We start from the raw sequence: 24637 nt of genomic DNA, 5'->3' as shown, positions 1-24637 counted from the left end.
AAATCATATTGCCTTTTTTAGAGGTTTAAAAAATAGAGGTTTATCTTTGTAACTTAAATTGATTTTTATGTTTAATGTTGATAAAATTAGAGAAGATTTCCCAATTCTAAAAAGAACTGTTCACGGAAAACCTTTGGTTTATTTTGATAATGCTGCTACTTCACAAACTCCACAAATTGTAATTGATACTATTGTAGATTACTATAGTAATTACAATTCTAACATCCACAGAGGTGTGCATACTTTAAGTCAAGAAGCAACAGACAAATACGAAGAAGCACGTATTAAAGTACAAAAACATTTTAATGCCAAAGAAGCTTATGAAATCATTTTAACTTCGGGTACAACACATAGCATAAATATGGTTGCATCAGGATTTTCATCTCTTTTGAATAAAGGCGATGAAATTATTGTTTCTGCCTTAGAACATCATTCTAATATTGTGCCTTGGCAAATGTTATGCGAAAAAACTGGAGCTATTTTAAAGGTGATTCCTATGACTGACGAAGGTAGTTTAGATATGGAAACTTATCATAAATTATTGAATGATAACACAAAATTAGTTTTCTCAAATCACGTTTCTAATGCCTTAGGAACAGTAAATCCTATAGAAGAAATTATAGAAGCTGCACATAACATTGGTGCTGCTGTTTTAATAGATGGTGCACAAGCAACACCACATATAAAACCAGATGTACAAGCCTTAAATGTTGATTTTTATGTGGCTTCTGCTCATAAATTATGTGGCCCAACAGGAGTTGGAATGTTGTATGGAAAACAAGAATGGTTAGAGAAATTACCTCCTTATCAAGGTGGAGGAGAAATGATTGCTACAGTTTCTTTTGAAAAAACTACTTATGCAGGTTTGCCTCATAAATTTGAAGCAGGAACACCTAATATTTGTGGTGGAATTGCATTTGGAGCTGCAATTGATTATATGAATTCTGTTGGTTTTGATGCTATTGCAAAATATGAAAATGAGCTTTTAGAATATGGAACATCAGAATTATTAAAAATTGATGGTTTAAAGATTTTCGGAACATCAGCAGAAAAAACAGCAGTTATTTCTTTTAATGTTGATGCTATTCATCCTTATGATATTGGTGCAATTCTAGATAAATTAGGCATTGCTGTAAGAACTGGGCATCATTGTGCGCAACCTATTATGGATTATTATAAAATACCTGGAACAATAAGAGCATCTTTTTCTTTTTACAACACAAAAAAAGAAATTGATATTCTAGTTGAAGGAGTTAAAAGAGCAAAAATGATGCTTTCATAAATAAAAAAAGGTTGAGAAAAATTTCTCAACCTTTTTTATGTATAACTATTAAGTAATTTTTATCTTAACTCTGGAGAGTAGTTTGTAGGATAATCTCCTGCAACTGCCAAACCTCCTGTAGCAGATGTAAAATTAGAACCAAATTCTGCATCCATAACTGCTAAAATTTTATTTGCCATTAAAGCATATCCTCTAGCTGTTAAGTGCACACCATCTAAACTAATTAAACCACCTGTAACAAGACTTGTAGTTAACGTATAATCATCAAAAGCAATTCCATTAGACGCTTCTTCTAATATGGCTTTAAAATCTACTAAAGCAATGTTTGGATTTGCAGAAGCAATACCAGCAATTGTTGTATTATATGCATCTGTTGCTGTTTTAATAGCAGCTTGTTCTTCTGGTGTAATTACCCATTGATCTGCTAATGGTATAGCAACTCCATTAACTGTTAAAGGATTGCCTGCAACTGCTTCTGTACCTATAAAAGATGCCCCTGCAAGTACAAATAAATCATCTGCAGTACCTTGTCTGTAATTTGGTAAACCTAAACTCGATAAGTCTGTTAAATATTCATCTTCAATAACTACAGCATTAGTTTCAGATGCTGTAAAATTTATAGTTCTTTTAGCTACTTCATCTGCAGAAATTAAGCCATAAGAAAAAGCTAATTGCAAACCTCCATTATAAGCTGCATAAGCTCCATTTACTGTTGCTGCTGTTGTAGCATCTAAAGGAATAACATTGTGAGTTACTGTTGTAAAATTAGCTAAATTTGTGATATAAGGTACATTTGCAACAACTCCTTTTGCTCCATTAGCTGTTAATGTAGCAATCATTGTATTAAATACATTTGCAAAAACTACTGGATCTGTAATATCTGAAGTACCATAAGTAGAAGGGTCGTAATTACCTGTTTGATCTACTCCAGAACCACCAGAAAGAGCATAACCTAAAACATCATTTCCTCCTATTTCTGATAATGTGAAAAACGTTGGAGCTTGAGCCATAGCATCACCTAAAACTGTTGCAGAAGCACTAGAGGCAATTCTTGCGAAATAAGGGTTTGCCAATTGTAATGGCACTCCTTGTAAGCTACCATAACCAGAAGCTACAAAATGAAAACTTTTAGCACCTGGAATTCCATAATTATTGATACTACTTGTTATAACATTTGTAGTTTCTGTGGTAGGTGTTGCTGGTAAAGTTGCAGGTCCTGATCCATCAAAATAAAATCTTGATGCTTGTATTTGAGTTCCACCATATAATAAACCACCAATATTATCATTCATTAATGGTTGATTAAAAGTAGTACCAAACTTACTCGCTAAAATGTTAGGAAAAGAGTTTTCTTGAGCAGCTATAAAAAGCGCATTATCTGTAAAACCTGCTGTAAATGATGCTCCTATAGAAACGTAAGAAGAAAAATCTAATCCATTAGTGTTTAATGCAACTTCTGCTGCAACTTCTTCTGGTATGGCATCTAAATCATTATTAACATCACAAGAAGCAATGCTTAATGATAAAACAAACAAACCTATATATTTAAAATTTTTCATAAAGTATCTTAATTATTTTTTAGTTATTAAATGTCCAAGAAATATAGTACTGAGAACCAATAGCTCCAACACCTGGTGCACTAAAGTATTCTTGACCTGTTAAATTAGCACCTCCTAATTTTACTACTGATTTCCATTTTGGAATAGTATAATTTACTTGAGCATCTAAAACTGTTCTATCTTCTATTACTGTATCGTGAAAACTAGATTCCCATAAATACTCATCTTGCCATCTTAAGTTAACATTAAAGCCAAAGTTCTCAAATAAATCAGTTTTACCAAATTGAACTTTTACTTTATGTTCTGGAGTATTAAAACCTGCTTCAAAATCTGGGTCTGTAGATTGATCGAAATCAAATTTAGCATAAGTATAATTTAAACCTAAACTAAATCCGTTTAAAACTTTTGTATTTAAACCAATAGAAGCACCATAAGAACTAATATCTGCAGCAGAATTAGTATATGCAGAAAATACAGCTCTATCTCCATTTTGTAATGCTAATAAAGAAAGCGTATTATCACCAACTTGACCATATAAAGGAACAATAACATTTTTAGATGAAATAAAATCTTCATAACTATTATAGTAAGCACTTAAATCTACTGTTATATTAGATTCTCCTGTATTTACTAAACCTCTATACCCTACTTCATAAGCGGTTACTTTTTCTGGTTTTACTAAACCTGTTTGCGCAACTTCAGGAGCCCCAGCTAAAACAGAAGCTAAAGAAAATGCATTTTCGTAAGCTGCTCTACCCACAATTGTAGCTGTTGTAGAGCCTGTTGTAGCTTGTCCTACACCACTTAAAGTAATAGCTGGAGTAGAATAACGATCTAAATTGTCTGGTGCAGAACCTACTAAATAAGCACTACCTGCATTTAACCCAATGTATTGATCTTGTGTTGTTGGATTTCTAAAACCTGTTTGAAAAGAAGCTCTAAAATTTTGGTTTTTATTTTCGCCTGCTGCAAAAGCTAAAGAAATTCTTGGAGAAAAGTTCCCATCAAAATTTTGTGCTTTATCATAACGTAATGAAGCTGTTAATTTTAAACGATCTTCTTCTAAAAATTTCTTTTGCATTTGAGAATATACACCATATTCATCATAATCAATTGGCCCATCGTAATCTGTAAAAATACTTCCCATTGAATTTAAAGAATATCTTCTATAAGAACCACCAACTTGTACCTCTGCCCAATCTACAACATCTTGAAAGTTGTAATTTGCATCTGCGTGATATAATTTTGTTTGATCTTGAAATTTAGAACCTGTAACTAAGTCTGGATCTGAAGTAACTTTATCAAAAGCAGCTTTAAATTCTGGAGTACCAGGCTCATACCTACCTGTTTCTGCTGTTTGTCTTGCCACAGCATGTGCTTCATCCGAAGTTAAACCTCCTAAAGTACCTAAAGCATAAGCACCTACATATTCACCAAACCAAGTATTATCATCTTTCCATTCTCTGTTGATGTTAATTGCTGCAAAACGAGTATCAAAAGAATCTCCAGCATCTTCACTTGTTAAATACCCTCTAACAAAAAAGTTTTTACCTCTAAATTCTAATTTGTGTTGTTCCATTAAAAAGTTGGTAATATTATATCTGTTTAAACCTTGATAAATAGTGTTACCTATACCAACTTTCGAGTTCCAAATAATCTCTAAACGATCGTTACCAAAAGGTCTATAATTAAGAGACGCACCAACCTTAATGCTCTCTGCATTATAGGTCATTAAATCTTTTTCATCATAACCAGTTCTACTAATATTTTCACTTGGTACTAATGCAGCTGCACCACTTGGTAAAACTCCTAAAGTTTCTAAGGCTTGAGCAACACCATTTATGTTTGTAGAAACCTCATCTCCATAAACATTTAAACCATCGTAATTTCTATCAGAATTTCTATCTCCAGCAATGTACTTACCATTAGATGTATTTCTATAATCTGTAGCATACCATTCTGTACCATCTAAAGCAGAAAAAGTAACTTTAGCCGCAAATTTTTCTGAAAAAGCATGTGCCATTCTTAAATTAAAATCTGTGTAAGAATTGTCTCCTGCTGCTTCTTGACTTGTTAATCCAGTTTTTAAAGAAATACTAATTCCTTGATCATCGAAAGGACTTTTACTAGTCATAAACATAATACCATTAAAGGCATTTGCTCCATAAAGTGCAGAAGATGCTCCAGGAAGTAATTCTACAGTTTTTACGTCTAACTCAGACATACCCAATAAATTACCTAATGCAAAATTTAAAGCTGGTGATGAATTGTCCATACCATCTACCAACTGCATAAAACGTGTGTTTGCAAATGTTGCAAAACCACGAGTATTTACAGACTTAAAAGTTAAACTATTTGTATTAACATCTACCCCTTTTAAGTTTTCTAAACCATCATAAAAAGAAGGTGCAGAAGTATTTTTAATAGCTCTACTATCCATTCTTTCTACAGTAACTGGAGACTCCATAATACGTTCTGGTGTTCTTGATGCAGAAACAACAATTTCATCTAAAGAAGTTTCGTTTTCTGTTAAACTAACTTCTACTTTTTGATTGTTTTTTGTAATCTCTACATTTACTTTTTGAAAACCTAACATAGAAATTTCTATTGTAAAAGGAGGAGTATCTGTAACTTTAAGCGAAAAATTACCATCAAAATCTGTAGTTGTACCTACTGCTTTTCTAGAAATTTTAATGTTTGCTCCAGGAAGTGTTTCTCCTGTTTTTGCGTCTTTAACTGTCCCAGTAACAGTGGTTTGACCCACCATTGCTAAACTACCAAAAGCTATAAACGCAATAAGTAAAATCTTTTTTATCATAATTTGAATTAATTTGTTAACTAATATGCAAAATACGATTTTTTTTGAATTTCTGAATAAATCGTTAAATATTTTATCATTTTAACAAATTCGCTCTACATTAATTATCATATAAGCACATTAAAACAAATTTTTTATTTGCTTTTTTCACTTTGCAATATTGTACATTTGTAATATAAATTTTTGTTTTTGAAAATAGTACAAGACATATTAAATTTTACCTCTACAACACAAACTTTTGTTACAATTGGTACCTTTGATGGTGTACATTATGGTCATCAAAAAATAATTGAAAAACTAGTTTTAGAGGCTAAAAAAGCGAATAAAAAATCAGTACTACTTACCTTTTTTCCTCACCCAAGAATGGTGTTACAAAAAGATGCATCTATTGAGTTGATTAACACCATAGAAGAGCGTGCTTTTTTGTTAGAAAAAACAGGTTTAGATTATTTGATAATTCATCCTTTTAGCAGAGAATTTTCTAGAACTTCTGCTTTAGAATTTGTAAGAGATATTTTAGTAAATCAATTAAATATTTCTAAATTAATTATTGGTTACGATCATCATTTTGGAAAAAATAGAGAGGGTAATATTACTCAACTAACAGAATATAGTCATTTATATGATTTTAAAGTCGAAGAAATTCCTGCACAAGACATAGATGATGTTTCTGTAAGTTCTACAAAGATTAGACGCGCTTTACACGAAGGTAACCTAAAAACTGCCAATAATTATTTAGGATATTACTTTATGCTAAATGGAAACGTAGTTAATGGCAAACAATTAGGTGGAAAAATTGGCTACCCAACAGCAAATATAGATGTTAAAGAAACCTACAAATTAATACCTAAAACAGGTGTTTATGTGGTTAAATCTTTAATTGATGAAAAAACTGTTTTTGGAATGATGAATATTGGTAATAGACCTACTGTGGATGGAAATCATCAAACTATTGAGGTGCATTTTCTTGATTTTAATGAAGATTTGTACGATAAAAACTTAACTATAGAATTGATTTACTTTTTACGTGATGAAGAAAAATTTGAATCTTTAGATTTGTTAATTCAGCAACTTAAAAAAGATGAAGAAACTACACGAAATTATATTAAAAAAATAAGCCCCTTTAATTCCCTAAATGGGAAAAATCTATCGTGCTAAAATTTCTCTTTTTTAGAAATTAAGATCGATTATTATTCGTGTATTCATGGCAATTATATTATATATTTGCTGTTTTAAATTTCTACAGAAAATGTTACAAGTACACTTTATTAGAGAAAACAAAGCAACTGTTTTAGAAGGTTTGGCAAAACGTAATTTTGCTGATGCTGAAACAATTATTGAACAAGTTTTAACTGCGGATGAAAACAGAAGAGCAACTCAGGTTGAACTAGATAACACTTTAGCAGAATCTAATAAAATATCCAAAGAAATTGGATATCTGTACAAAAGTGGAAAAGCACAAGAAGCCAATGTTTTAAAAGCTAAAACTGGTGAATTAAAAGAAAGTTCTAAAGAATTGTCTGAAAAACTAACAGTTTATGCTGATGAGTTACAAGCGCTTTTATATCAAATACCAAATATTCCACACGCTTCTGTAAAAGCGGGTACTTCTGAAGAGGATAATGAAAACATTTTTAGTGAAGGTATTATTCCTGATTTAGGTGATAATGCACTTCCTCATTGGGAATTAGCAAAAAAATACGATATTATTGATTTTGAATTGGGTACCAAAATTTCTGGTGCAGGTTTTCCTGTTTATAAAGGTAAAGGTGCAAGATTACAACGTGCTTTAATCAATTATTTTTTAGATAAAAATACAGCTGCTGGTTATACAGAAGTGCAAGTGCCACATTTGGTAAATACGGCTTCTGCAACTGCAACTGGGCAATTGCCAGATAAAGATGGACAAATGTATCATTCTACCATAGATGATTTGTATTTAATACCTACTGCAGAAGTGCCAATAACTAATATTTTTCGTGGAGATTTAGTGCAAGAATCAGATTTTCCAATCACTTTAACTGGTTACACACCTTGTTTTAGACGTGAAGCTGGTAGTTATGGTGCTCATGTTCGTGGTTTAAACAGATTGCATCAATTTGATAAAGTAGAAATTGTAAGAGTAGAACATCCAGAAAATTCTTACAAAGCTTTAGATGGAATGGTTGAGCACATTAAAGATATTTTAAGAGAACTTAAATTACCTTATAGAATTTTACGTTTGTGTGGTGGAGATACAGGTTTTACATCTGCATTAACATTCGATTTTGAATTGTTTTCTACTGCACAAGACAGATGGTTAGAAATCAGTTCTGCCTCTAATTTTGAAACTTTTCAGGCAAATAGATTAAAACTACGTTTTAAAAATAAAGAAGGTAAAAGTGAATTAGCGCACACCTTAAATGGTAGCTCTTTAGCTTTACCACGTGTTTTGGCTGGAATTTTAGAGAATTATCAAACAGAAGATGGAATTCAAGTTCCGGAAGTCTTGATTCCTTATACTGGTTTTGATAAAATTAAATAGATTTAAGTTGGCAATATTCAGTAAAAACTGATTGTAAACTGAAAACTGATAAATTATTTATTAGTTTAAAGCTACTGCTAGCATTAATCTTTTGTATTTATTCATTTCTAAAAGCGCATTGAAATAAGCACTTATTTGTCCGTTTTTCATAAACTCAATTGAGTCTTGTTTTGCGTTCTCGTATTTGTTGGTTAGCTCGTTCATAATATTAGTTTTTTAATTGGTTGTATACCATAAAGACAACTTTCGTGCCAAAACGTTACAAGAATTGTCAGAAATATGATGGGTTTAATATAAAATTAACATTTATGTTAATTATCTTTGAATTGTATGAAGCACCTTTTGTTCACCATTTTCCTAGTAATTAGCTGTTTTTCTTTTGGTCAGCAAAAAGAAGATCAGAATAATTTTTTCTTAGCAGAAACTTATTTTAGACAAGGAGAATATGAAAAAGCGACACAGATTTATCAAAAATTATACGAAAAAAGTTCTTTTAACACCACTTATTTAAATCGATTAATTACTTGTTATCAAGAGACTGATAAATTTGAAACTGCTGAAAACCTACTAAAAAACAAACTAAAAGAAAACCCAACTCAGAGTTTTTTATATGTTTTTTTAGGATATAATTTCGAAAAACAACACCTTAAAGAAATTGCAAAAACCAACTACGAAAAAGCAATAGCTTCATTAAATTCTAATGGTGCTTATGGAGGCATTATAGGTCGTCTTTTTAAAGATTATAACCTTTTAGACTATGCTATTTTAGCATATGAAAAAGCCATGGAAAGTAATGAAAATTCAAATTACAATTTTCAAATAGCACAGATTTATGGAGAAAAAGGTGATTTTAAGTTAATGTTTGAGTCGTACATAAATTTAGTTGATAAAAACGAAAATTATTTAAACCTAATTCAGAGATATGCTAGCAAATACATCACTGATGATGCTGAAAATGAAACCAATATTTTATTCAGAAAAACCTTATTAAGAAAAGCTGCAAGCAAGCCAAAAGACGAATGGAACATGCTGTTAAGTTGGTTATTTGCCCAACAAAAAGATTATGGAAAAGCCTTAATTCAAGAAAAAGCATTGTACCAAAGAAGTGCATCAGATTTATCTGAAATTTTTAGTCTAGGTAAACTAGCTTTTGATAATAAAGATTACGAAGCTTCTGAAAATTGTTTTAATTTCATTGATAAAAATTCGTTCTTAAAAGAAGAAAAAATTGAAGCTAATTTATACTTAGCAAAAATTGCTGCTGCAACAAAAAACCCAAACACTGAAAAATTATTTCAAGCGTTATTTAAACAGTTTGGTAAAAATCAGCAAACTATAGATTTACAAGTAACTTATGCAGATTTTTTAACCTTTCAAAAAAATCAACCAGAAAAAGCAACTTTAATTTTAAAAGAAGCGTTAACTTTTTCTAAATCTAAATTTGATAAAGGAAGCATCAAACTAAAATTAGGTGATGTCTTGGTTTTTAGAGGACAATTTAACAAGGCCTTAATTTACTTTTCTCAAATTCAAACCCAATTAAAAGGATCTGAATTAGCACAACAAGCACGTTTTAAAGTAGCACAAACCAGCTATTTTAAAGGCGATTTCGATTGGGCAAAAGCACAATTAAAAGTCTTAAAAAGCTCTACAACACAATTAATTGCTAATGATGCTGTAGATTTATTTTTAAAAATTACAGATAACGAACCTGTAGATTCTATTCCTTCTGGTTTAAAACAATTGGCAAAAGCAGAATTGCTGTCTTATCAAAATAAAAATGCAGAAGCATTAAAAGAGATAGACAACTTATTTTCATCCAAAGAAATATTAATTAATGGTTTAATCCCTGGAGAGGTAATTTATGATGATGTACTTTTGTTACAAGCAAAATTATTGATTAAACAAGAAAAATATTTAGAAGCAATTGCGAGCTTAGAAAAAATTATTGCTGCAGATAATCAAGGTTTTTTAACAGACGATGTTTATTTTTTAATGGCAGAAACGTACAACGAAAAGCTAAATGATACTGAAAAAGCACAAGAATATTATCAGAAAATAATTTTCGATCATCCTTCTAGTATTTATTTAGTTGATGCTCGAAAAAAATATCGTAAATTAAGAGGAGACACAATTTAGTTTGTGCTTTTTAGCTTGATTTTTTAAAACAACAACTAAACCACCAACAAAAACCATTACTAAAAACGAACTATGTACATATACAACGTAACTATAAATATAGATGATGCTGTTCATGATGAATGGTTAACTTGGATGGAAAATCATATTTTAGATGTTTTAAATACAGGTAAATTTCAATCGGCTAAATTTACCCAAGTTTTGGTTGATGAAGAAATGGGTGGCAAAACCTATTCTGTGCAATATACAGCAGAAACCAGAGAAGATTTAGAAGATTATTACAATGAAGATGCAGACGATTTACGCATAGAAATTGCAAAAAAATTTGGCAATAAAATGTTAGCTTTTAGAACTGAATTAAAGTTGATAAAAGAATTTTATCCTACAAACGTTAGTAATTAACCTTTAAAATAGATGATTAAGTTTTTTAGAAAAATTCGTCAAAAACTCTTAAAAGAAAATAAATTTAAAAGTTATTTCTTTTATGCTTTAGGAGAAATTATTTTGGTTGTAATCGGAATTTTAATTGCGTTACAAATCAATAATATAAATGAAAACAATAAAAAAGACGAAATTAGAGAAACTTACTATAATCAAATTCTTCAAGATTTAAGTAAAGATCATCAATATTTAAAAACAGAAATTAAAAATTTAAACGTTAATATTGATCTTTATAAAACGTATAGGGCAAATTTTGCTAAACAAAAAAATTTAAAAGCACTTGTGCTTAGCCAACTTAAACTAAATTACTATTACCCTTATTTAAAATTTAATACCAACACTATTGAAACCTTACAATCTACAGGTGATATTAAATTAATGCCAGAAAAAATTAGAAATAAATTAATAGATCTAAAGAACGAACAAAATGTTTTTATAAGTATAACCTCTGGTAATTATGATAATTTTGCAAAAGGACTTATAGAAGCTACAAAACTAGGTTTTACACCCAATGTTATTTTAACTCAAAAAGAAATTGGACAAAAAAGTATTTTTAAAAATTTAAATGTAGAAGCTAATTTAGATGAAATTGCTTTAATTGTAAATGCTGCTTATAATTTAAAAAACATAACAGAAATTGATCAAGTAAGAGGGTTTGAAACAATGTTAAATGAAATTAATGTGTTATTTAACTTAATAAATAATAAACTTAAAAACCCTTATCCTTCTATTGATAGAGTAATTGACCAAAAGATAAAACTAGAAAAGCTATTAAAAGATGGTAAATCTATAGATGAAGTTATAGAAATTGTAAAAAAACAAGACAAAAATAATTCTATTTACACAATTTCAGAAAACTATATTAATTCTTTGGGTTATGCATATCTTAATGCAAATCAAAAAGAAAAAGCTGTAAAGATATTTAAACTTAACATAGAATTATATCCAAAAGCTTGGAATACGTATGATAGTTATGGAGAAAGTTTATTAAAGATTGGCGATACTTTAAATGCTATAAAAGCTTATAAAAAATCACTAGAGTTGAATCCAAAAAATGAGGTAGCTCAAAAAATAATTTTAAAACTAAAGTCATAAAAATGAGTGTTAAAGCAAAAAAACATTTAGGTCAGCATTTTTTAACAGATGAAACCATTGCAAAAGATATTGCAGATGCTTTAACTGAAAAAGGATATGATAACGTCTTAGAAATTGGTCCAGGAATGGGTGTTTTAACCAAATATCTTTTACAGAAAAAAGTGAAAACTACTGTTTTAGAATTAGATAGAGAATCTGTTGCTTATTTAAAAGATGTTTTTCCTGTAGAACACCTCAACTTAAATACATCCAAAGAAAAATTTGCGATTATAGAAGGCGATTTTTTAAAACAAAATATCGAAGATATTTTTAATAAAAAACAAGTAGCCATTATTGGTAATTTTCCATATAATATTTCTACTCAAATTGTTTTTAAAGCCATAGAATACAGAGATTATGTACCAGAATTTGCTGGTATGTTTCAAAAAGAAGTAGCTAAAAGAATTGCAGAAAAAGAAGGTTCTAAAGTCTACGGAATTCTATCTGTTTTAACACAAGCTTTTTTTGATGTAGAATATCTTTTTACAGTACCACCAACTGTATTTAATCCACCACCTAAAGTAGATTCTGGTGTAATTCGTCTTATCAGAAAAAAAGATTATTCTTTACCTGTGGACGAAAAATTATTTTTTAGAGTGGTTAAAACTGCTTTTAATCAAAGAAGAAAAATGTTACGTACCAGTTTAAAGTCCTTTAAACTTTCGGATACTTTAAAAGAAGACCCTATCTTTGCGCGAAGACCAGAACAATTATCGGTTTTGGAGTTTATTTCACTCACGCAAAAACTCGCAGAAAATGGTATTTGAAATCACTGACGAATTTCTAGAAAACCTTTCCACACTTATTAAAACCAACAACGATGCTGCAATTACCAAATTGTTTAAGGAGGTGCATTATGCAGATGTTGCAGAAGTTTTAGATGAAGTAAATTTCGAAGAAGCTATTTATATAATCAAGCTATTAGATAGCGAAAAAACATCTGAAATTCTTACAGAATTAGAGGATGATATTCGTGAGAAAATTCTTGAAAATTTATCTGCACAAGAAATTGCAGATGAAGTAGGTGAAATGGATTCTGATGATGCAGCAGATATTATTGGAGAACTTTCAGAAGAGCGCCAAGAACGTGTAATAAAAGCCATAGATGATGATGAATTAGCAGCAGATATTAAGGAATTACTTTCTTATGGAGAAGATACTGCTGGTGCATTAATGGCAAAAGAATTGGTAAAGGTTTATGAAACTTGGACAGTTGCTGGTTGTATGCGAAGAATTCGTGGTCAAGCCAAAGACGTTACAAGAGTTCATTCTATTTACGTTGTTGATAAAGAAGATAAATTGGTAGGTAGATTGTCTTTAAAAGACTTAATTATTGCCAAATCAGACCAACATATTGCAGATATTTTAAAAACAAAAGTAGATGCTGTAAACGTGCACGAAGATGATGAAGAAGTAGCCAAAATTATGGCAAAATATGATTTAGAAGCCATACCAGTTGTAGATGACAACAACGTTTTATTAGGTAGAATTACCATTGATGATATTGTTGATGTTTTAAAAGAAGAAGCAGACAAAGATTATCAATTAGCAGCAGGTTTAACGCAAGATGTAGATTCTGATGATAGTATTCTAGACCTTACAAAAGCACGTTTACCTTGGTTATTTCTAGGTTTAATTGGTGGTATTGGAGCCTTTATAATTATGGAAGGTTTTCAAGGTGTTTTCGAAAAATACGCATCATTATTCTTTTTTACACCTTTAATTGCTGCAATGGCTGGTAATGTTGGTGTACAATCATCAGCAATTATTGTGCAAGGTTTAGCCAACGACGATGTAAAAGGAAGCATTAACAGCAGGTTAATAAAAGAAATGTTATTAGCTGCTTTAAACGGAATTATTCTAGCCATTTTTCTTTTTCTATTTGTTTGGGTTTACGAAGGTAAAATAAACACAGCCTTAGCCATTTCTAGCTCTTTAGTTATTGTAATTATTGTAGCTGGTTTAATTGGTACTTTTGTGCCTTTATTCTTAGATAAAAGAGGCATAGATCCTGCAATTGCAACTGGGCCATTTATTACAACATCTAACGATATTTTCGGAATTTTAATTTACTTTATGATTGCAAAAATGATTTTAGGAATTTAGTTTTTTAGAAGCTATTTCCAGCTTTCATTACTCGCTTTTTTGTAAAAACAAAAAGAGCTCAAACATCCCATTCAAACTGGGCTAAACTTGTTTGTTAACTTTTTGTTTTTAGATAAAAGCTCAAGATTATAAACTTCTAATCTTCGTAAACAAATCCCAAATTACAACACCAGTAGTTACAGAAATATTTAAAGAATGTTTGGTGCCCAATTGCGGAATTTCAATACAAAAATCGCTGGCATTTACCACTTCTTGTTGTACTCCTTTTACTTCATTACCCATTACAATTGCATATTTCTGATTCTTTTCAGGCAAAAAAGCATCTAATTTTGTAGAGTTTTCAGCTTGTTCAATGGCCAAAACTTTAACTTTTGAATCTTGTAAATTTTGAACAACTGAAAGTGTACTTTCAGCATATTCCCAATCTACAGATTCTGTAGCACCCAAAGCCGTTTTATGAATGTCTTTGTTTGGCGGAGTTGCACAAATACCACACAAATAGATTTTTTCAATCAAAAAAGCATCACTAGTTCTAAACACAGAACCAATATTATTTAAACTTCTAATGTTGTCTAAAACCACAATAATTGGTGTTTTTTCAACCGCTTTAAATTCATTAACCGAAATTCTACCTAACTCATTATTTTTTAATTTCCTCATATCTTGTGAATAAGTTCACTGCAAACTGCTACTGTAAACTGCTTACTAATTTTTACCTTCGCAAAACTAATTGAAAATTTCCAAAAACTTGGCAAAACAGAAAGCGAAAAAGGTAACTCCTTTAATGAAACAGTACAATACAATCAAGACAAAATATCCTGATGCTATGTTGCTTTTTCGTGTTGGAGATTTCTACGAAACTTTTGGTGATGATGCTAAAAAAGCAGCTCAAGTTTTAGGAATTACCCTTACAAAACGTGGTGCAGGTTCAGATTCTGAAACAGCTTTGGCTGGTTTCCCTCATCATTCTTTAAATACCTATTTACCAAAGTTAGTAAAAGCAGGAATGCGTGTTGCCATTTGCGATCAGTTAGAAGATCCAAAAATGACCAAAACCATTGTAAAACGTGGAGTTACAGAATTGGTTACTCCTGGAGTTTCTTTAAATGATGAAGTTTTACAAAGCAAAACCAATAACTTTTTAGCTGCTGTTCATTTTGATAAAAAACAACTCGGAATTTCATTTCTTGATGTTTCTACTGGCGAATATTTAGTTGCTCAAGGAACAGCAGAATATATTGATAAATTACTGCAGAATTTCAACCCAAGTGAGGTTTTAGTTCAGAAACAAAACAAACAAAAATTCTTAGAACTTTTTGAAAATAGATATTACACTTTTTATTTAGACGATTGGGTTTTTCAAAAAGAATATGCTAACGAAACTTTACAAAATCATTTTGAAGTAAAAACGCTTAAAGGATTTGGTGTTCAAGATTTAAAAAACGGAATTATTGCTGCTGGTGCAGTATTGTATTATTTATCAGAAACACAACATAATCAGTTAAAACACATTCAAAATATCAGCAGAATTGCTGAAGATAATTATGTTTGGATGGATCGTTTTACGGTGCGTAATTTAGAATTGTACAATCCAAATTCTGTAAATGCAGTTACGCTTTTAGATGTTATTGATAAAACTATTTCACCTATGGGTGGAAGACTTTTAAAACGTTGGTTGGCTTTGCCTTTAAAAAATATTGATGAAATTAAAAATCGTCATGAATTGGTAAAGTTTTTTATAGATTCTGATGAATTTTCTCAAACTGTAACCTATCAGCTAAAACAAATTTCAGATTTAGAAAGACTCATTTCAAAAGTTGCAACTGGCAAAGCTTCACCAAGAGAAATTGTACTTTTAAAAGATTCTTTAAAAGCTATTTTGCCCATAAAAAGTGAGGCTGAAAAAAGTAAAAACAAAGCAGTTCAGCAACTTGGAAAACAATTACATACTTGCGAAGACTTAATTACTAAAATTTCTGAAACTTTATTTGATGATGCTCCTGTAAACATCAATAAAGGAAATGCAATTGCCAACAATGTACATCAAGAATTAGATGATTTACGTGCAATTTCATCATCAGGAAAACAGTTTTTAGATGATATGTTAGCTCGTGAAACTGAAGCAACAGGAATTACCAGTTTAAAAATTGCGTTCAATAATGTTTTTGGCTATTACATAGAAGTTAGAAACACACATAAAGACAAAGTTCCTGAACAATGGGTTAGAAAACAAACCTTAGTTTCTGCTGAAAGATATATTACTGAAGAGCTTAAAGAATACGAAACCAAAATTTTAGGAGCAGAAGAAAAAATTGCAAAATTAGAACAAGAAATTTTCTCTAAACTATTGCAATACATTATTCAGTTTGTTGATGTTGTGCAAGAAAACGCTCAAATCATTGCAAAAATAGATTGTTTATTATCTTTTTCTGTATTGGCTGTAGATAACAATTATGTACGCCCAATTATGGATGAAAGTACAGATTTAGATATTAAAAACGGTAGGCATCCTGTAATTGAAAAACAACTTCCTATTGATCAAACTTATATTGCTAATGATGTTGTTTTAAACAGAAATCAGCAACAAATTATTATGATTACTGGGCCAAATATGTCTGGTAAATCAGCTATTTTAAGACAAACTGCTTTGATTGTTTTATTGGCGCAAATGGGAAGTTATGTGCCTGCTCAAAATGCAAAAATCGGAATTGTAGATAAGATTTTTACAAGAGTTGGTGCTAGTGATAATATTTCTATGGGCGAATCTACGTTTATGGTAGAAATGAACGAAACTGCATCTATATTAAATAACGTTTCTGAGCGCAGTTTAATTTTGTTAGATGAAATTGGTAGAGGAACCTCTACTTATGATGGTATTTCTATTGCCTGGGCAATTTCTGAGTTCTTGCACGAACATCCATCAAAAGCAAAAACATTATTTGCCACACATTATCATGAATTGAATGAAATGACCACAACTTTTGAGCGCATTAAAAACTTTAATGTATCTGTAAAAGAGTTGGAAGACAACATTATTTTCTTACGTAAATTAGTTTCTGGTGGTTCTAATCATAGTTTTGGAATTCACGTTGCAAAATTGGCTGGAATGCCAAATATGGTGATTCACAGAGCCAATAAAATACTAGCACAATTAGAAAAAAATAATAAAAATGATGAAGTAAAGGATGCTTTAAAACAAACACAGCATGAAGAAATGCAACTTAGCTTTTTTCAGTTAGATGATCCTTTATTAGAAAATTTAAGAGACGAAATTTTATCTACAAACATTGATACTTTAACACCAATTGAAGCTCTAATGAAGTTAAATGAGATTAAGAGAATGTTGGTAAAAAAATAATGGTAAATAATTTAGAACAAGGCTTTTTTGGAATAGGAATTCAAAATGGAAAAACGCCTGAAAACTTAGGTGTTCTTTGGAGATCTGCCCAAAATATGAGTGCAAGTTATATTTTTACTATTGGTAATAGATATGCAAAACAAGCTTGTGATACTCATAAAGCAACTGGTGCAATGCCTTATTTTCACTATAAAAACTTCGATGATTTCTTTAATAATTTACCAAAAGGTGCAATGTTAGTGGGTGTAGAATTAGATGAAAAATCAGTTCAATTAGAATCGTTTAAACACCCTAAACGTTGTGTGTATTTACTAGGAGCAGAAGATCATGGATTATCGAAATTAGCTATTGAAAAATCGCATCATTTAGTAAAATTTAAATCTGAATTAAGCTTAAATGTTGCTGTAGCTGGTAGCATTGTAATGTATGATAGACAAACTAAAATAAATCTTAACTTATAATAAGTCTTTCCTCTTTTTTGCTATTTATAATATTGTCAATTTCATTTATAGAATATTAAAGTTTATAAAAAAATAAAACCTAAAAGCATATAGCCTTTAGGTTTTAGATTCTAGGGGTGTTTTAGGGGTAATCAAATATTTTCTAAATAGACCTCTTTAATCTTAATAATTCGTTAGTAGCATTGATGTAGCTATTATAAATTGCTTCATTTTTTATTAGCTCATCAAAAGCATATTGTTGGTCTCCAGAGTTACTAATAACTTTATCACCATTTTCTAAAATTGTGTTTTTAAAGTTATCACCAGAAACAAGACCTTCTATAGCAATTGCATCTTTGTATTTTTTAATCTGAATGTTTTCTTGAGAAAGTAAACTAGTTCTACCTGTAGATTTCTCTGTAATATAAACTTTGGCATTTATATTATTACCACCTCTAATTTTTTTAATTAGTTGTGTTTCTACATTAAACATAAAATCGCAATCTGGTCTGCATTCAGATTGTTGCTTTTCTAAAATTTTAGCTATGTCTAATTCGTTTAAATCTAGTGCTGGTTTTACAGGAGAGTTTTCAATTGTATTAAATGATAATATACCAATTAATACCACAGCTAACGCTGCGACTTTTTTTAGGGGTTTCATTATAAGGGGTTTAAGGGTTACTGTAGCAAAGTTACACTTTTTTATAATATATGCAAATGAGCTAAAGTAAAAAAAACGTTAATAAAAAGTAAAGCTAAAACAAACTTAAATAATTGTTTTTAAACCACTTAAACAATTAATAATGGGTGAAATTAAAAATAAAATTTAAAAATAATTTAAAAAAGGACTGTAAAAATGCGAAATAAAAGCAATTTTTAATATAATTTTTTTTAAAAATCTAAAGTAATAACCATTATCTTTGCAATAGTTATGAACATACATTTCTTATTTATTGGTGCTCCAGAGGTTTTTATTATTCTATTAATAGTAGTAATGGTTTTTGGTGCAGACAAAATTCCTGAAATTGCTAGAGGTTTAGGTAAAGGCATGCGTCAAGTAAAAGATGCTACAAATGATATTAAGCAAGAAATTAATAACAGCTCTAAAGAGTATGGTGTTGATACTGATATTGCCAAAAATATTAACAAAGAAATTAAAGGTGTTAAAGAAAATATCGACGATTTAACTGGGCCTATTAAAAGAAATATGTAGGTTATTTTACTCTACTTACAGTTAAGCCATCTCTTATTGGTAATAAAACTGTTTCAATTCTATCATCATTATTTAGTAAAGCATTATACTCTAAAAGTATTTTTGTGTCAGTATCTTTAGGGTTTAAAGTTTCTACAACTTTACCACTCCATAATACATTATCAGATAAAATAATTCCTCCAGGATTCATTTTATCAATAATTAAATGAAAGTAATTGATGTAATTCGATTTATCTGCATCAATAAAAACCAAATCGAAATTCTCTTTTATCTCTGGGATAATTTTTGTGGCATCTCCAACAATCTGTGTTATTTGATTTCTAAAACCCGATTTTTCGAAATACTTATTTTGTAAAGTTTCTAGTTCTTCATTTTTATCAATAGTAATTATTTTACCTTTTGTTGATAAACCTTCTACCAGACATAAAGTAGAATAACCTGTATATGTACCAATTTCTAAAATGGTTTTTGGTTGAATTAACTTTGATAGCATAGACAATACTCTACCTTGAAAAGCACCACTTAACATTCTAGGATTTAAAACCTTTTGCCAAGTTTCTTTACTTAATTCTTTTAAAATTATAGGTTCTTGTTGTGAATGGTTTACAACATAGTTGTCTATTTTTTCTGGTAAAAAATGCATTTAATAAATGGTTTACAGGTAATAAATAAGCTTTCAAAAATATAAAAAAACGGAATCTATATCTCTATAAATTCCGTCAATCTAACAAAAAATCAAAAATACGGTTTTGAGAAAACCGAAAAAAAACTTCTTCTATACTTTAATATTTTTTAATTGCTCTTTTAGTGCTAATTTATCCTCTTCACTCATACAGTGTTTTAAACTTTTGCAGCTTTTAGAATGACTTTTATAAATTTTAGTCAATTTCATATTCTGTTTTGTGTATTTAAAACAGATTCTACAACTTAAAAAGTGAAGGTTTAATTTAACTTTTTCTAAAAATGTAGCTTCACCATATTGATTTTTGTCACAAATGGTAGTTGCTTCATCGCAAGTTAAAATAAATTTTTTAAACATATCTTAATTATTAAACCAGTTATCTTCCATACACTTCCTTAATTGTGTTCTGGCTCTGTGTATGATAACCCATAAATTTGACGCTGAAATATCTAACTCCTTACAAATTTCTTCTGTTTCAAATTCTTGAATGGTTTTCATTCTAAAAACCATTCCATATTTATCAGGTAAATTATCTATACAAACGTCTATTTGGCTTCTTAACTCTTCATTTTCTATTGTTTTTTCAGAAGCATTATCCCAACTTTGTGGTACTCTTTCTTCTAGCCAACTTCCTTCATTTTCTCCATCACTATAAAAATTCATTCTAACTTCAGCTTGTCCTTTTTTAGAATTAATTTTTCTGTAATGATCTATTACTTTTCTTTTTAAAATAGAAACCAACCAGGTTCTTTCTGTAGATTTTCCTTGAAAATTCTTAGCAGATTTAAGCCCTGCAAAAAATGTTTCTTGTACCAAATCTTTTGCTAAATCACTGTTATTAACACGTACAACAGCATAATTAAACAGGTAATCTGCATAATTGTCTATCCATTTATCTGGTGTTAAAGTAACTTCTGTTTGAGGCATTTTAAATTTTAAAAGACCAAATATAATGCTATTTTTTTTCTTTTAAGGCTTTACAATTTTCTCTTCTTCGCATATCTACCAAATAAATAATTTCCCAATTGCCATTATTGTTAAATAATTGAAAAGAATTGGCTCCACAATGACTAAATTTTCCATTAAAATAAAACTCATAAGGTGTCCATACAGAAGCTAAATTTTCATCAATTTTAATATCAATAGAAAGTAGTTTTTCTAAATAAATATCTTCTAGTTTCTTATTTGCAACAGATATTAACAATTTTTCTTTAGTATCTGTTTTTAATATATGTACACCTTCTTTATTGGTAGATGTTGTTTGTATTTTAATGTTCTTATGCAAAGTACTTTTAAGCAAGGTACTATCACCTTTATGCAAACCTTCAAAAAAAGTTTCTATTACTTTTTTAACAGCAGTTTCTTCTGATTTTTGTTGAGCAGAAATGGTTACAGAAAAAATAAGAATTACTAAATAAGTAATAATTTTATGCATTATAAATTTAATTTAAAATTATAAATTTAATTAAAATATTGAATAACAATAGTTAAGAAAACTTTATTAACGAAATATTAACTGGCTAAACATCTGTTTTATTTATTACTTTTACCAAAGTCTAAAATTTAAATAATATGTCATTAGGAAAAAAACAGTACAAAAGAATTACTGTAAAATCATTGGTAGATATGAAAGCAAATGGAGAGAAAATTTCTATGCTAACAGCTTACGATTATACCATGGCAAAAATTTTAGATAAAGCAGGTTTAGATGTACTTTTAGTTGGTGATTCTGCCTCTAATGTTATGGCTGGTCATGAAACTACTTTACCTATTACTTTAGATCAAATGATTTACCATGCAAGTTCTGTAATTAGAGGTATAGAGCATTGTTTAGTTGTTGTAGATTTACCTTTTGGTAGTTATCAATCAGATCCAAAAGAAGCTTTACGTTCTGCAATTAGAATTATGAAAGAATCTGGTGCACATTCTATTAAATTAGAAGGTGGTAAAGAAATAAAAGAGTCTATAAAACGTATTTTAAATGCAGGAATCCCTGTAATGGGTCATTTAGGGTTAACGCCACAATCTATCTATAAATTTGGTACTTATACAGTAAGAGCAAAAGAAGAACAGGAAGCAGAAAAATTAATGCAAGATGCCTTAATGTTAGAAAAAATAGGTTGTTTTGCAATTGTTTTAGAAAAAGTACCTGCTGCTTTGGCACAAAAAGTTGCAGAAGCTATTTCTATACCAGTTATTGGAATTGGTGCAGGAAATGGTGTTGATGGTCAGGTTTTAGTTACCCATGATATGATTGGTATGACTCACGAATTTAACCCAAGGTTTTTGCGTAGGTATTTAGATTTATTTGCAGATATGACTGGCGCTTTTAAAAGTTATGTTCAAGATGTAAAGTCTGGAGATTTCCCTAGTGATAAAGAGCAGTATTAAGGCCCATCCTAACCTTCCCAAAGGGAAGGAAATAAATCTAGAATAACTAATGGATATTTCTGAAAAAATTTATTTCACTCTATATATTTTATTCTCTCTTTTTATTGCATTCTTATATGTAATTTTTCTGAAAAAATATGTTCGTAATTTTATTTTTAAATTAAATAAAGATTTAATTCCGTTATTTGATTTAGTCTTAAAAGTTTTTAGCTTTATGATTTATTATATTTTGCCATTAATGGCTCTATTTTTACTGATTACAAAATGGATTAAATAAATGCTATCAAAATTTAGTTCCACTCTAAAAATCTAAAAGTCCAACTATCTAATAATCTGTATATGAAAATTCTACACTTAGATTCAAATCATGCTTTATTAATAAATCAATTGAATGATTTAGGTTTTACAAATGATGAAGACTATACTTCATCAAAACAAGAAATAGAAGCTAAAATTCATTTGTATGATGGTTTTATCATAAGAAGTCGATTTAAAATTGATAAATCTTTTTTAGACAAAGCCACAAACCTAAAATTTATTGGTAGAGTTGGTGCTGGTTTAGAAAATATAGATTGCGATTATGCAGCATCAAAAAACATTGCGTTAATTGCTGCTCCAGAAGGAAATAGAAATGCTGTTGGCGAGCATTCTTTAGGAATGCTTTTATCTCTTTTTAACAAGTTAAATAAAGCTGATAAAGAAGTTAGAAACGGAAAATGGTTGCGTGAAGATAATAGAGGAATTGAACTTGATGGAAGAACTGTTGGCTTAATTGGTTATGGAAATATGGGTAAATCTTTCGCAAAAAAATTACGTGGTTTTGATGTTGATGTAATTTGTTATGACATAAAACCTAATGTTGGTGATGCTAATTGTAAACAAGTTCCTTTATCAGAATTACAAGCTAAAGCTGATGTTTTAAGTTTACACACTCCACAAACTGAGCTTACTAAAAATATGATAAATGCAGATTTTATCAAGAATTTTAAAAAGAATTTTTGGTTGATAAATACTGCACGTGGAATATCTGTAGTTACCAAAGATTTAGTTGATGCTTTAAAATCAAATAAAATTTTAGGTGCTGGATTAGATGTTTTAGAATATGAAAAATCGTCTTTCGAAAACTTATTTTCTGATGATAAAATGCCAGAAGCTTTTCAATACTTAATCAATTCAGAGAATGTGCTTTTATCTCCTCATGTTGCTGGCTGGACTGTTGAAAGTAAAGAAAGATTGGCACAAACAATTGTTGATAAAATACAAGCAAAATTTTGTTAACTTGTTGTCATCAAAAATGATGTTATGCAATACAAAGCAAATTCACCAGAAAATTATATTTCTCAAGTTCCAGAAGAACGAAAAGAAACTTTACACAAATTAAGAAAAACCATAAAAGACAACTTACCTGATGGTTTTGAAGAAGGTATGCAATATAACTTTATCAGCTATTTTGTACCTCATTCTATTTATCCAGATGGTTATCATTGCAACCCAAAAGAACCTTTACCTTTTATGAGTTTTGCATCACAAAAAAACTCTGTTAACTTTTATCATTCAGGCATTTATGCTAACCAAAAAATTTACGATTGGTTTGTTGCAGAATATCCAAAACATTGTAAACGTAAATTAGATATGGGTAAAAGTTGTGTGCGTTTTAAAAAAATGGATGAAATTCCTTATGAATTAATTGCAGAATTAGTTCGTAAAATATCTGTAGACGATTGGGTAAATACATACGAAACTACTATAAAAAAGAAATAAAAAATGAAAAATAGAGTTACAGGAATTGGTGGTTTATTTTTTAAATCTGAAGATCCAAAAGCAGCAAAAGATTGGTACAAAAAGCACTTAGGTTTTAATACTGATGATTGGGGTTCTACCTTTTGGTGGAAAGACAAACAAGGCAATGACGCTTCTACTCAATGGAGCCCTTTTGCCAAAAAAACAGATTATTTTGAACCATCAAAAAAAGACTTTATGTTTAATTATAGAGTCGAAAATTTAGTAGAATTGTTATCAGAATTAAAAAAAGAAGGTGTTACTATTGTAGGTGAAATACAAGAATTTGAATACGGTAAATTCGGCTGGATTTTAGATAACGAAGGTAATAAAATAGAACTTTGGGAACCTGTAGATCAGGCTTTTAAATAAATTTAATAAGTAATTAATTAACTATAAATCAGATTATTATGTTATATAAAAAAGGTAATTTATACCGTAAACCAATTCAACAAAGCGCACAAAATTTTAGCGAAAACACACAAGATAGTACCTCTAAAATTAAAGACGGTGCTAAAAATGTAATTGATGGTGCTAAAGAAAAAATCAGTGAAACTTTTACTGATGAAAACATAGAAAAAGTAAAACAAAAGGCAACTGAATTTACAGATGATGCAAAAGAAGCTTTTGATATTATATCTGAAAAAGGATCAGAATTTGCACATGAAGCTGCAGAACATTTAGCTGATTTTGCAGAAGATGCTCAAGAAGAAATTAAGGAAGCTACTGCAAAAGTAAAAAACTTCTTAAAGAAGATTACTAGTAAATAAT

At 29.7% G+C, this 24637-nt stretch carries 25 protein-coding genes; 16 read left to right on the top strand and 9 right to left on the bottom strand.

Annotated elements, in window-relative coordinates; genetic code table 11:
• Positions 1 to 67 precede the first annotated feature (67 nt).
• A complete protein-coding gene (locus tag ACJJVK_RS05440) occupies positions 68 to 1282 on the top strand; it encodes an aminotransferase class V-fold PLP-dependent enzyme (protein ID WP_405563992.1) in 1215 nt (404 codons plus the stop codon).
• 59 nt (positions 1283 to 1341) lie between these two features.
• Here ACJJVK_RS05440 and ACJJVK_RS05435 read toward each other — a convergent pair whose 3' ends face one another.
• Together ACJJVK_RS05435 and ACJJVK_RS05430 are read right to left on the bottom strand one after the other, a co-directional pair.
• Positions 1342 to 2841 carry a G-D-S-L family lipolytic protein gene (locus tag ACJJVK_RS05435; RefSeq protein WP_405563990.1) on the bottom strand — a complete coding sequence of 500 codons (1500 nt, stop codon included), beginning with the start codon at positions 2839 to 2841 and terminating at the stop codon, positions 1342 to 1344.
• A 19-nt stretch (positions 2842 to 2860) separates the two neighbouring features.
• Positions 2861 to 5659, bottom strand: a complete 2799-nt coding sequence (locus ACJJVK_RS05430; RefSeq protein ID WP_215994525.1) for a TonB-dependent receptor — start codon at positions 5657 to 5659, stop codon at positions 2861 to 2863.
• Positions 5660 to 5848: 189 nt separating this feature from the next.
• Between ACJJVK_RS05430 and ACJJVK_RS05425 the strand changes: the two genes are divergently transcribed.
• On the top strand, positions 5849 to 6817 hold the full coding sequence (locus tag ACJJVK_RS05425) for a bifunctional riboflavin kinase/FAD synthetase (protein ID WP_405563987.1): 969 nt from the start codon (positions 5849 to 5851) through the stop codon (positions 6815 to 6817).
• 91 nt (positions 6818 to 6908) lie between these two features.
• Complete coding sequence (gene serS / locus ACJJVK_RS05420) at positions 6909 to 8183, top strand: serine--tRNA ligase (RefSeq protein ID WP_405563984.1); 1275 nt, start codon at positions 6909 to 6911, stop codon at positions 8181 to 8183.
• A 60-nt stretch (positions 8184 to 8243) separates the two neighbouring features.
• Here the strand turns inward: serS and ACJJVK_RS05415 are convergent, their stop codons facing one another.
• Complete coding sequence (locus tag ACJJVK_RS05415; RefSeq protein ID WP_215994522.1) at positions 8244 to 8387, bottom strand: hypothetical protein; 144 nt, start codon at positions 8385 to 8387, stop codon at positions 8244 to 8246.
• 126 nt (positions 8388 to 8513) lie between these two features.
• Here ACJJVK_RS05415 and ACJJVK_RS05410 point away from each other — a divergent pair, with 126 nt between their 5' ends.
• The 5 genes from ACJJVK_RS05410 (at position 8514) to mgtE (ending at position 14003) form a co-directional block, all read left to right on the top strand.
• Positions 8514 to 10322: a tetratricopeptide repeat protein gene (locus tag ACJJVK_RS05410; RefSeq protein WP_405563981.1), complete on the top strand. Its 1809-nt coding sequence runs from the start codon at positions 8514 to 8516 to the stop codon at positions 10320 to 10322.
• 72 nt (positions 10323 to 10394) lie between these two features.
• Positions 10395 to 10724 (top strand): DUF4286 family protein, encoded by a 330-nt coding sequence (locus ACJJVK_RS05405; RefSeq protein ID WP_215994520.1) that lies wholly within the window; start codon positions 10395 to 10397, stop codon positions 10722 to 10724.
• Positions 10725 to 10736: 12 nt separating this feature from the next.
• Positions 10737 to 11858: a tetratricopeptide repeat protein gene (locus tag ACJJVK_RS05400; protein ID WP_405563978.1), complete on the top strand. Its 1122-nt coding sequence runs from the start codon at positions 10737 to 10739 to the stop codon at positions 11856 to 11858.
• A 2-nt stretch (positions 11859 to 11860) separates the two neighbouring features.
• The gene (rsmA, locus tag ACJJVK_RS05395) at positions 11861 to 12664 is read left to right on the top strand and encodes a 16S rRNA (adenine(1518)-N(6)/adenine(1519)-N(6))-dimethyltransferase RsmA (RefSeq protein ID WP_215994518.1); all 804 of its coding nucleotides are present in this window, start codon (positions 11861 to 11863) and stop codon (positions 12662 to 12664) included.
• A complete protein-coding gene (gene mgtE, locus ACJJVK_RS05390) occupies positions 12654 to 14003 on the top strand; it encodes a magnesium transporter (RefSeq protein ID WP_215994517.1) in 1350 nt (449 codons plus the stop codon). The genes rsmA and mgtE overlap by 11 nt, the downstream gene beginning before the upstream one ends.
• 126 nt (positions 14004 to 14129) lie before the next feature.
• Here mgtE and ACJJVK_RS05385 read toward each other — a convergent pair whose 3' ends face one another.
• Entirely contained in the window at positions 14130 to 14663 is a 534-nt protein-coding gene (locus ACJJVK_RS05385; RefSeq protein WP_405563975.1) for a TrmH family RNA methyltransferase, read from the bottom strand.
• Positions 14664 to 14787: 124 nt separating this feature from the next.
• Here ACJJVK_RS05385 and mutS point away from each other — a divergent pair, with 124 nt between their 5' ends.
• Positions 14788 to 17361, top strand: coding sequence for a DNA mismatch repair protein MutS (mutS, locus tag ACJJVK_RS05380; protein ID WP_405568314.1), 2574 nt, complete (start codon positions 14788 to 14790; stop codon positions 17359 to 17361).
• Positions 17361 to 17822, top strand: coding sequence for an RNA methyltransferase (locus ACJJVK_RS05375; protein ID WP_405563973.1), 462 nt, complete (start codon positions 17361 to 17363; stop codon positions 17820 to 17822). The genes mutS and ACJJVK_RS05375 overlap by 1 nt, the downstream gene beginning before the upstream one ends.
• 142 nt (positions 17823 to 17964) lie before the next feature.
• Here the strand turns inward: ACJJVK_RS05375 and ACJJVK_RS05370 are convergent, their stop codons facing one another.
• Positions 17965 to 18462, bottom strand: a complete 498-nt coding sequence (locus ACJJVK_RS05370) for a hypothetical protein (RefSeq protein ID WP_405563971.1) — start codon at positions 18460 to 18462, stop codon at positions 17965 to 17967.
• Positions 18463 to 18732: 270 nt separating this feature from the next.
• On the opposite strand from ACJJVK_RS05370, the gene ACJJVK_RS05365 reads away from it, so the two are divergent.
• Positions 18733 to 19014 carry a twin-arginine translocase TatA/TatE family subunit gene (locus ACJJVK_RS05365; RefSeq protein WP_215994512.1) on the top strand — a complete coding sequence of 94 codons (282 nt, stop codon included), beginning with the start codon at positions 18733 to 18735 and terminating at the stop codon, positions 19012 to 19014.
• Position 19015: 1 nt separating this feature from the next.
• Here ACJJVK_RS05365 and ACJJVK_RS05360 read toward each other — a convergent pair whose 3' ends face one another.
• From ACJJVK_RS05360 to ACJJVK_RS05345, 4 genes are all read right to left on the bottom strand, one after another.
• Positions 19016 to 19657 (bottom strand): O-methyltransferase, encoded by a 642-nt coding sequence (locus tag ACJJVK_RS05360; RefSeq protein ID WP_405563969.1) that lies wholly within the window; start codon positions 19655 to 19657, stop codon positions 19016 to 19018.
• 132 nt (positions 19658 to 19789) lie between these two features.
• Entirely contained in the window at positions 19790 to 20053 is a 264-nt protein-coding gene (locus ACJJVK_RS05355) for a hypothetical protein (protein ID WP_215994510.1), read from the bottom strand.
• Between the two features lie 3 nt (positions 20054 to 20056).
• The gene (locus ACJJVK_RS05350) at positions 20057 to 20623 is read right to left on the bottom strand and encodes a sigma-70 family RNA polymerase sigma factor (protein ID WP_215994509.1); all 567 of its coding nucleotides are present in this window, start codon (positions 20621 to 20623) and stop codon (positions 20057 to 20059) included.
• 28 nt (positions 20624 to 20651) lie between these two features.
• The gene (locus ACJJVK_RS05345; protein WP_405563965.1) at positions 20652 to 21131 is read right to left on the bottom strand and encodes a nuclear transport factor 2 family protein; all 480 of its coding nucleotides are present in this window, start codon (positions 21129 to 21131) and stop codon (positions 20652 to 20654) included.
• A 137-nt stretch (positions 21132 to 21268) separates the two neighbouring features.
• Between ACJJVK_RS05345 and panB the strand changes: the two genes are divergently transcribed.
• From panB to ACJJVK_RS05320, 5 genes are all read left to right on the top strand, one after another.
• A complete protein-coding gene (panB, locus tag ACJJVK_RS05340) occupies positions 21269 to 22087 on the top strand; it encodes a 3-methyl-2-oxobutanoate hydroxymethyltransferase (RefSeq protein ID WP_215994507.1) in 819 nt (272 codons plus the stop codon).
• A gap of 339 nt (positions 22088 to 22426) precedes the next feature.
• Complete coding sequence (locus ACJJVK_RS05335) at positions 22427 to 23365, top strand: 2-hydroxyacid dehydrogenase (protein ID WP_405563962.1); 939 nt, start codon at positions 22427 to 22429, stop codon at positions 23363 to 23365.
• A gap of 24 nt (positions 23366 to 23389) precedes the next feature.
• Positions 23390 to 23848, top strand: a complete 459-nt coding sequence (locus ACJJVK_RS05330; protein WP_405563959.1) for a DUF1801 domain-containing protein — start codon at positions 23390 to 23392, stop codon at positions 23846 to 23848.
• Positions 23849 to 23851: 3 nt separating this feature from the next.
• Positions 23852 to 24238, top strand: coding sequence for a VOC family protein (locus ACJJVK_RS05325; protein ID WP_405563957.1), 387 nt, complete (start codon positions 23852 to 23854; stop codon positions 24236 to 24238).
• 38 nt (positions 24239 to 24276) lie between these two features.
• Complete coding sequence (locus tag ACJJVK_RS05320; protein WP_215994503.1) at positions 24277 to 24636, top strand: hypothetical protein; 360 nt, start codon at positions 24277 to 24279, stop codon at positions 24634 to 24636.
• Position 24637: the final 1 nt, after the last annotated feature.

It is taken from the genome of Polaribacter sp. Asnod6-C07, assembly GCF_045063625.1.
In the GTDB taxonomy this organism is placed as follows: domain Bacteria; phylum Bacteroidota; class Bacteroidia; order Flavobacteriales; family Flavobacteriaceae; genus Polaribacter; species Polaribacter vadi_A.
This window is presented reverse-complemented; position numbering and strand designations above follow the sequence as displayed.

Coding starts and splice junctions, on each gene's coding strand:
- mgtE (WP_215994517.1), top strand. CDS start 12,654: ATGGTATTTGAAATCACTGACGAATTTCTAGAAAACCTTTCCACACTT.
- ACJJVK_RS05440 (WP_405563992.1), top strand. CDS start 68: ATGTTTAATGTTGATAAAATTAGAGAAGATTTCCCAATTCTAAAAAGA.
- ACJJVK_RS05335 (WP_405563962.1), top strand. CDS start 22,427: ATGAAAATTCTACACTTAGATTCAAATCATGCTTTATTAATAAATCAA.
- ACJJVK_RS05370 (WP_405563971.1), bottom strand. CDS start 18,462: ATGAAACCCCTAAAAAAAGTCGCAGCGTTAGCTGTGGTATTAATTGGT.
- ACJJVK_RS05385 (WP_405563975.1), bottom strand. CDS start 14,663: ATGAGGAAATTAAAAAATAATGAGTTAGGTAGAATTTCGGTTAATGAA.
- ACJJVK_RS05350 (WP_215994509.1), bottom strand. CDS start 20,623: ATGCCTCAAACAGAAGTTACTTTAACACCAGATAAATGGATAGACAAT.
- ACJJVK_RS05330 (WP_405563959.1), top strand. CDS start 23,390: ATGCAATACAAAGCAAATTCACCAGAAAATTATATTTCTCAAGTTCCA.
- ACJJVK_RS05375 (WP_405563973.1), top strand. CDS start 17,361: ATGGTAAATAATTTAGAACAAGGCTTTTTTGGAATAGGAATTCAAAAT.
- rsmA (WP_215994518.1), top strand. CDS start 11,861: ATGAGTGTTAAAGCAAAAAAACATTTAGGTCAGCATTTTTTAACAGAT.
- ACJJVK_RS05360 (WP_405563969.1), bottom strand. CDS start 19,657: ATGCATTTTTTACCAGAAAAAATAGACAACTATGTTGTAAACCATTCA.
- ACJJVK_RS05320 (WP_215994503.1), top strand. CDS start 24,277: ATGTTATATAAAAAAGGTAATTTATACCGTAAACCAATTCAACAAAGC.
- ACJJVK_RS05405 (WP_215994520.1), top strand. CDS start 10,395: ATGTACATATACAACGTAACTATAAATATAGATGATGCTGTTCATGAT.
- mutS (WP_405568314.1), top strand. CDS start 14,788: ATGAAACAGTACAATACAATCAAGACAAAATATCCTGATGCTATGTTG.
- ACJJVK_RS05410 (WP_405563981.1), top strand. CDS start 8,514: ATGAAGCACCTTTTGTTCACCATTTTCCTAGTAATTAGCTGTTTTTCT.
- ACJJVK_RS05435 (WP_405563990.1), bottom strand. CDS start 2,841: ATGAAAAATTTTAAATATATAGGTTTGTTTGTTTTATCATTAAGCATT.
- serS (WP_405563984.1), top strand. CDS start 6,909: ATGTTACAAGTACACTTTATTAGAGAAAACAAAGCAACTGTTTTAGAA.
- ACJJVK_RS05415 (WP_215994522.1), bottom strand. CDS start 8,387: ATGAACGAGCTAACCAACAAATACGAGAACGCAAAACAAGACTCAATT.
- ACJJVK_RS05365 (WP_215994512.1), top strand. CDS start 18,733: ATGAACATACATTTCTTATTTATTGGTGCTCCAGAGGTTTTTATTATT.
- ACJJVK_RS05345 (WP_405563965.1), bottom strand. CDS start 21,131: ATGCATAAAATTATTACTTATTTAGTAATTCTTATTTTTTCTGTAACC.
- panB (WP_215994507.1), top strand. CDS start 21,269: ATGTCATTAGGAAAAAAACAGTACAAAAGAATTACTGTAAAATCATTG.
- ACJJVK_RS05430 (WP_215994525.1), bottom strand. CDS start 5,659: ATGATAAAAAAGATTTTACTTATTGCGTTTATAGCTTTTGGTAGTTTA.
- ACJJVK_RS05355 (WP_215994510.1), bottom strand. CDS start 20,053: ATGTTTAAAAAATTTATTTTAACTTGCGATGAAGCAACTACCATTTGT.
- ACJJVK_RS05400 (WP_405563978.1), top strand. CDS start 10,737: ATGATTAAGTTTTTTAGAAAAATTCGTCAAAAACTCTTAAAAGAAAAT.
- ACJJVK_RS05325 (WP_405563957.1), top strand. CDS start 23,852: ATGAAAAATAGAGTTACAGGAATTGGTGGTTTATTTTTTAAATCTGAA.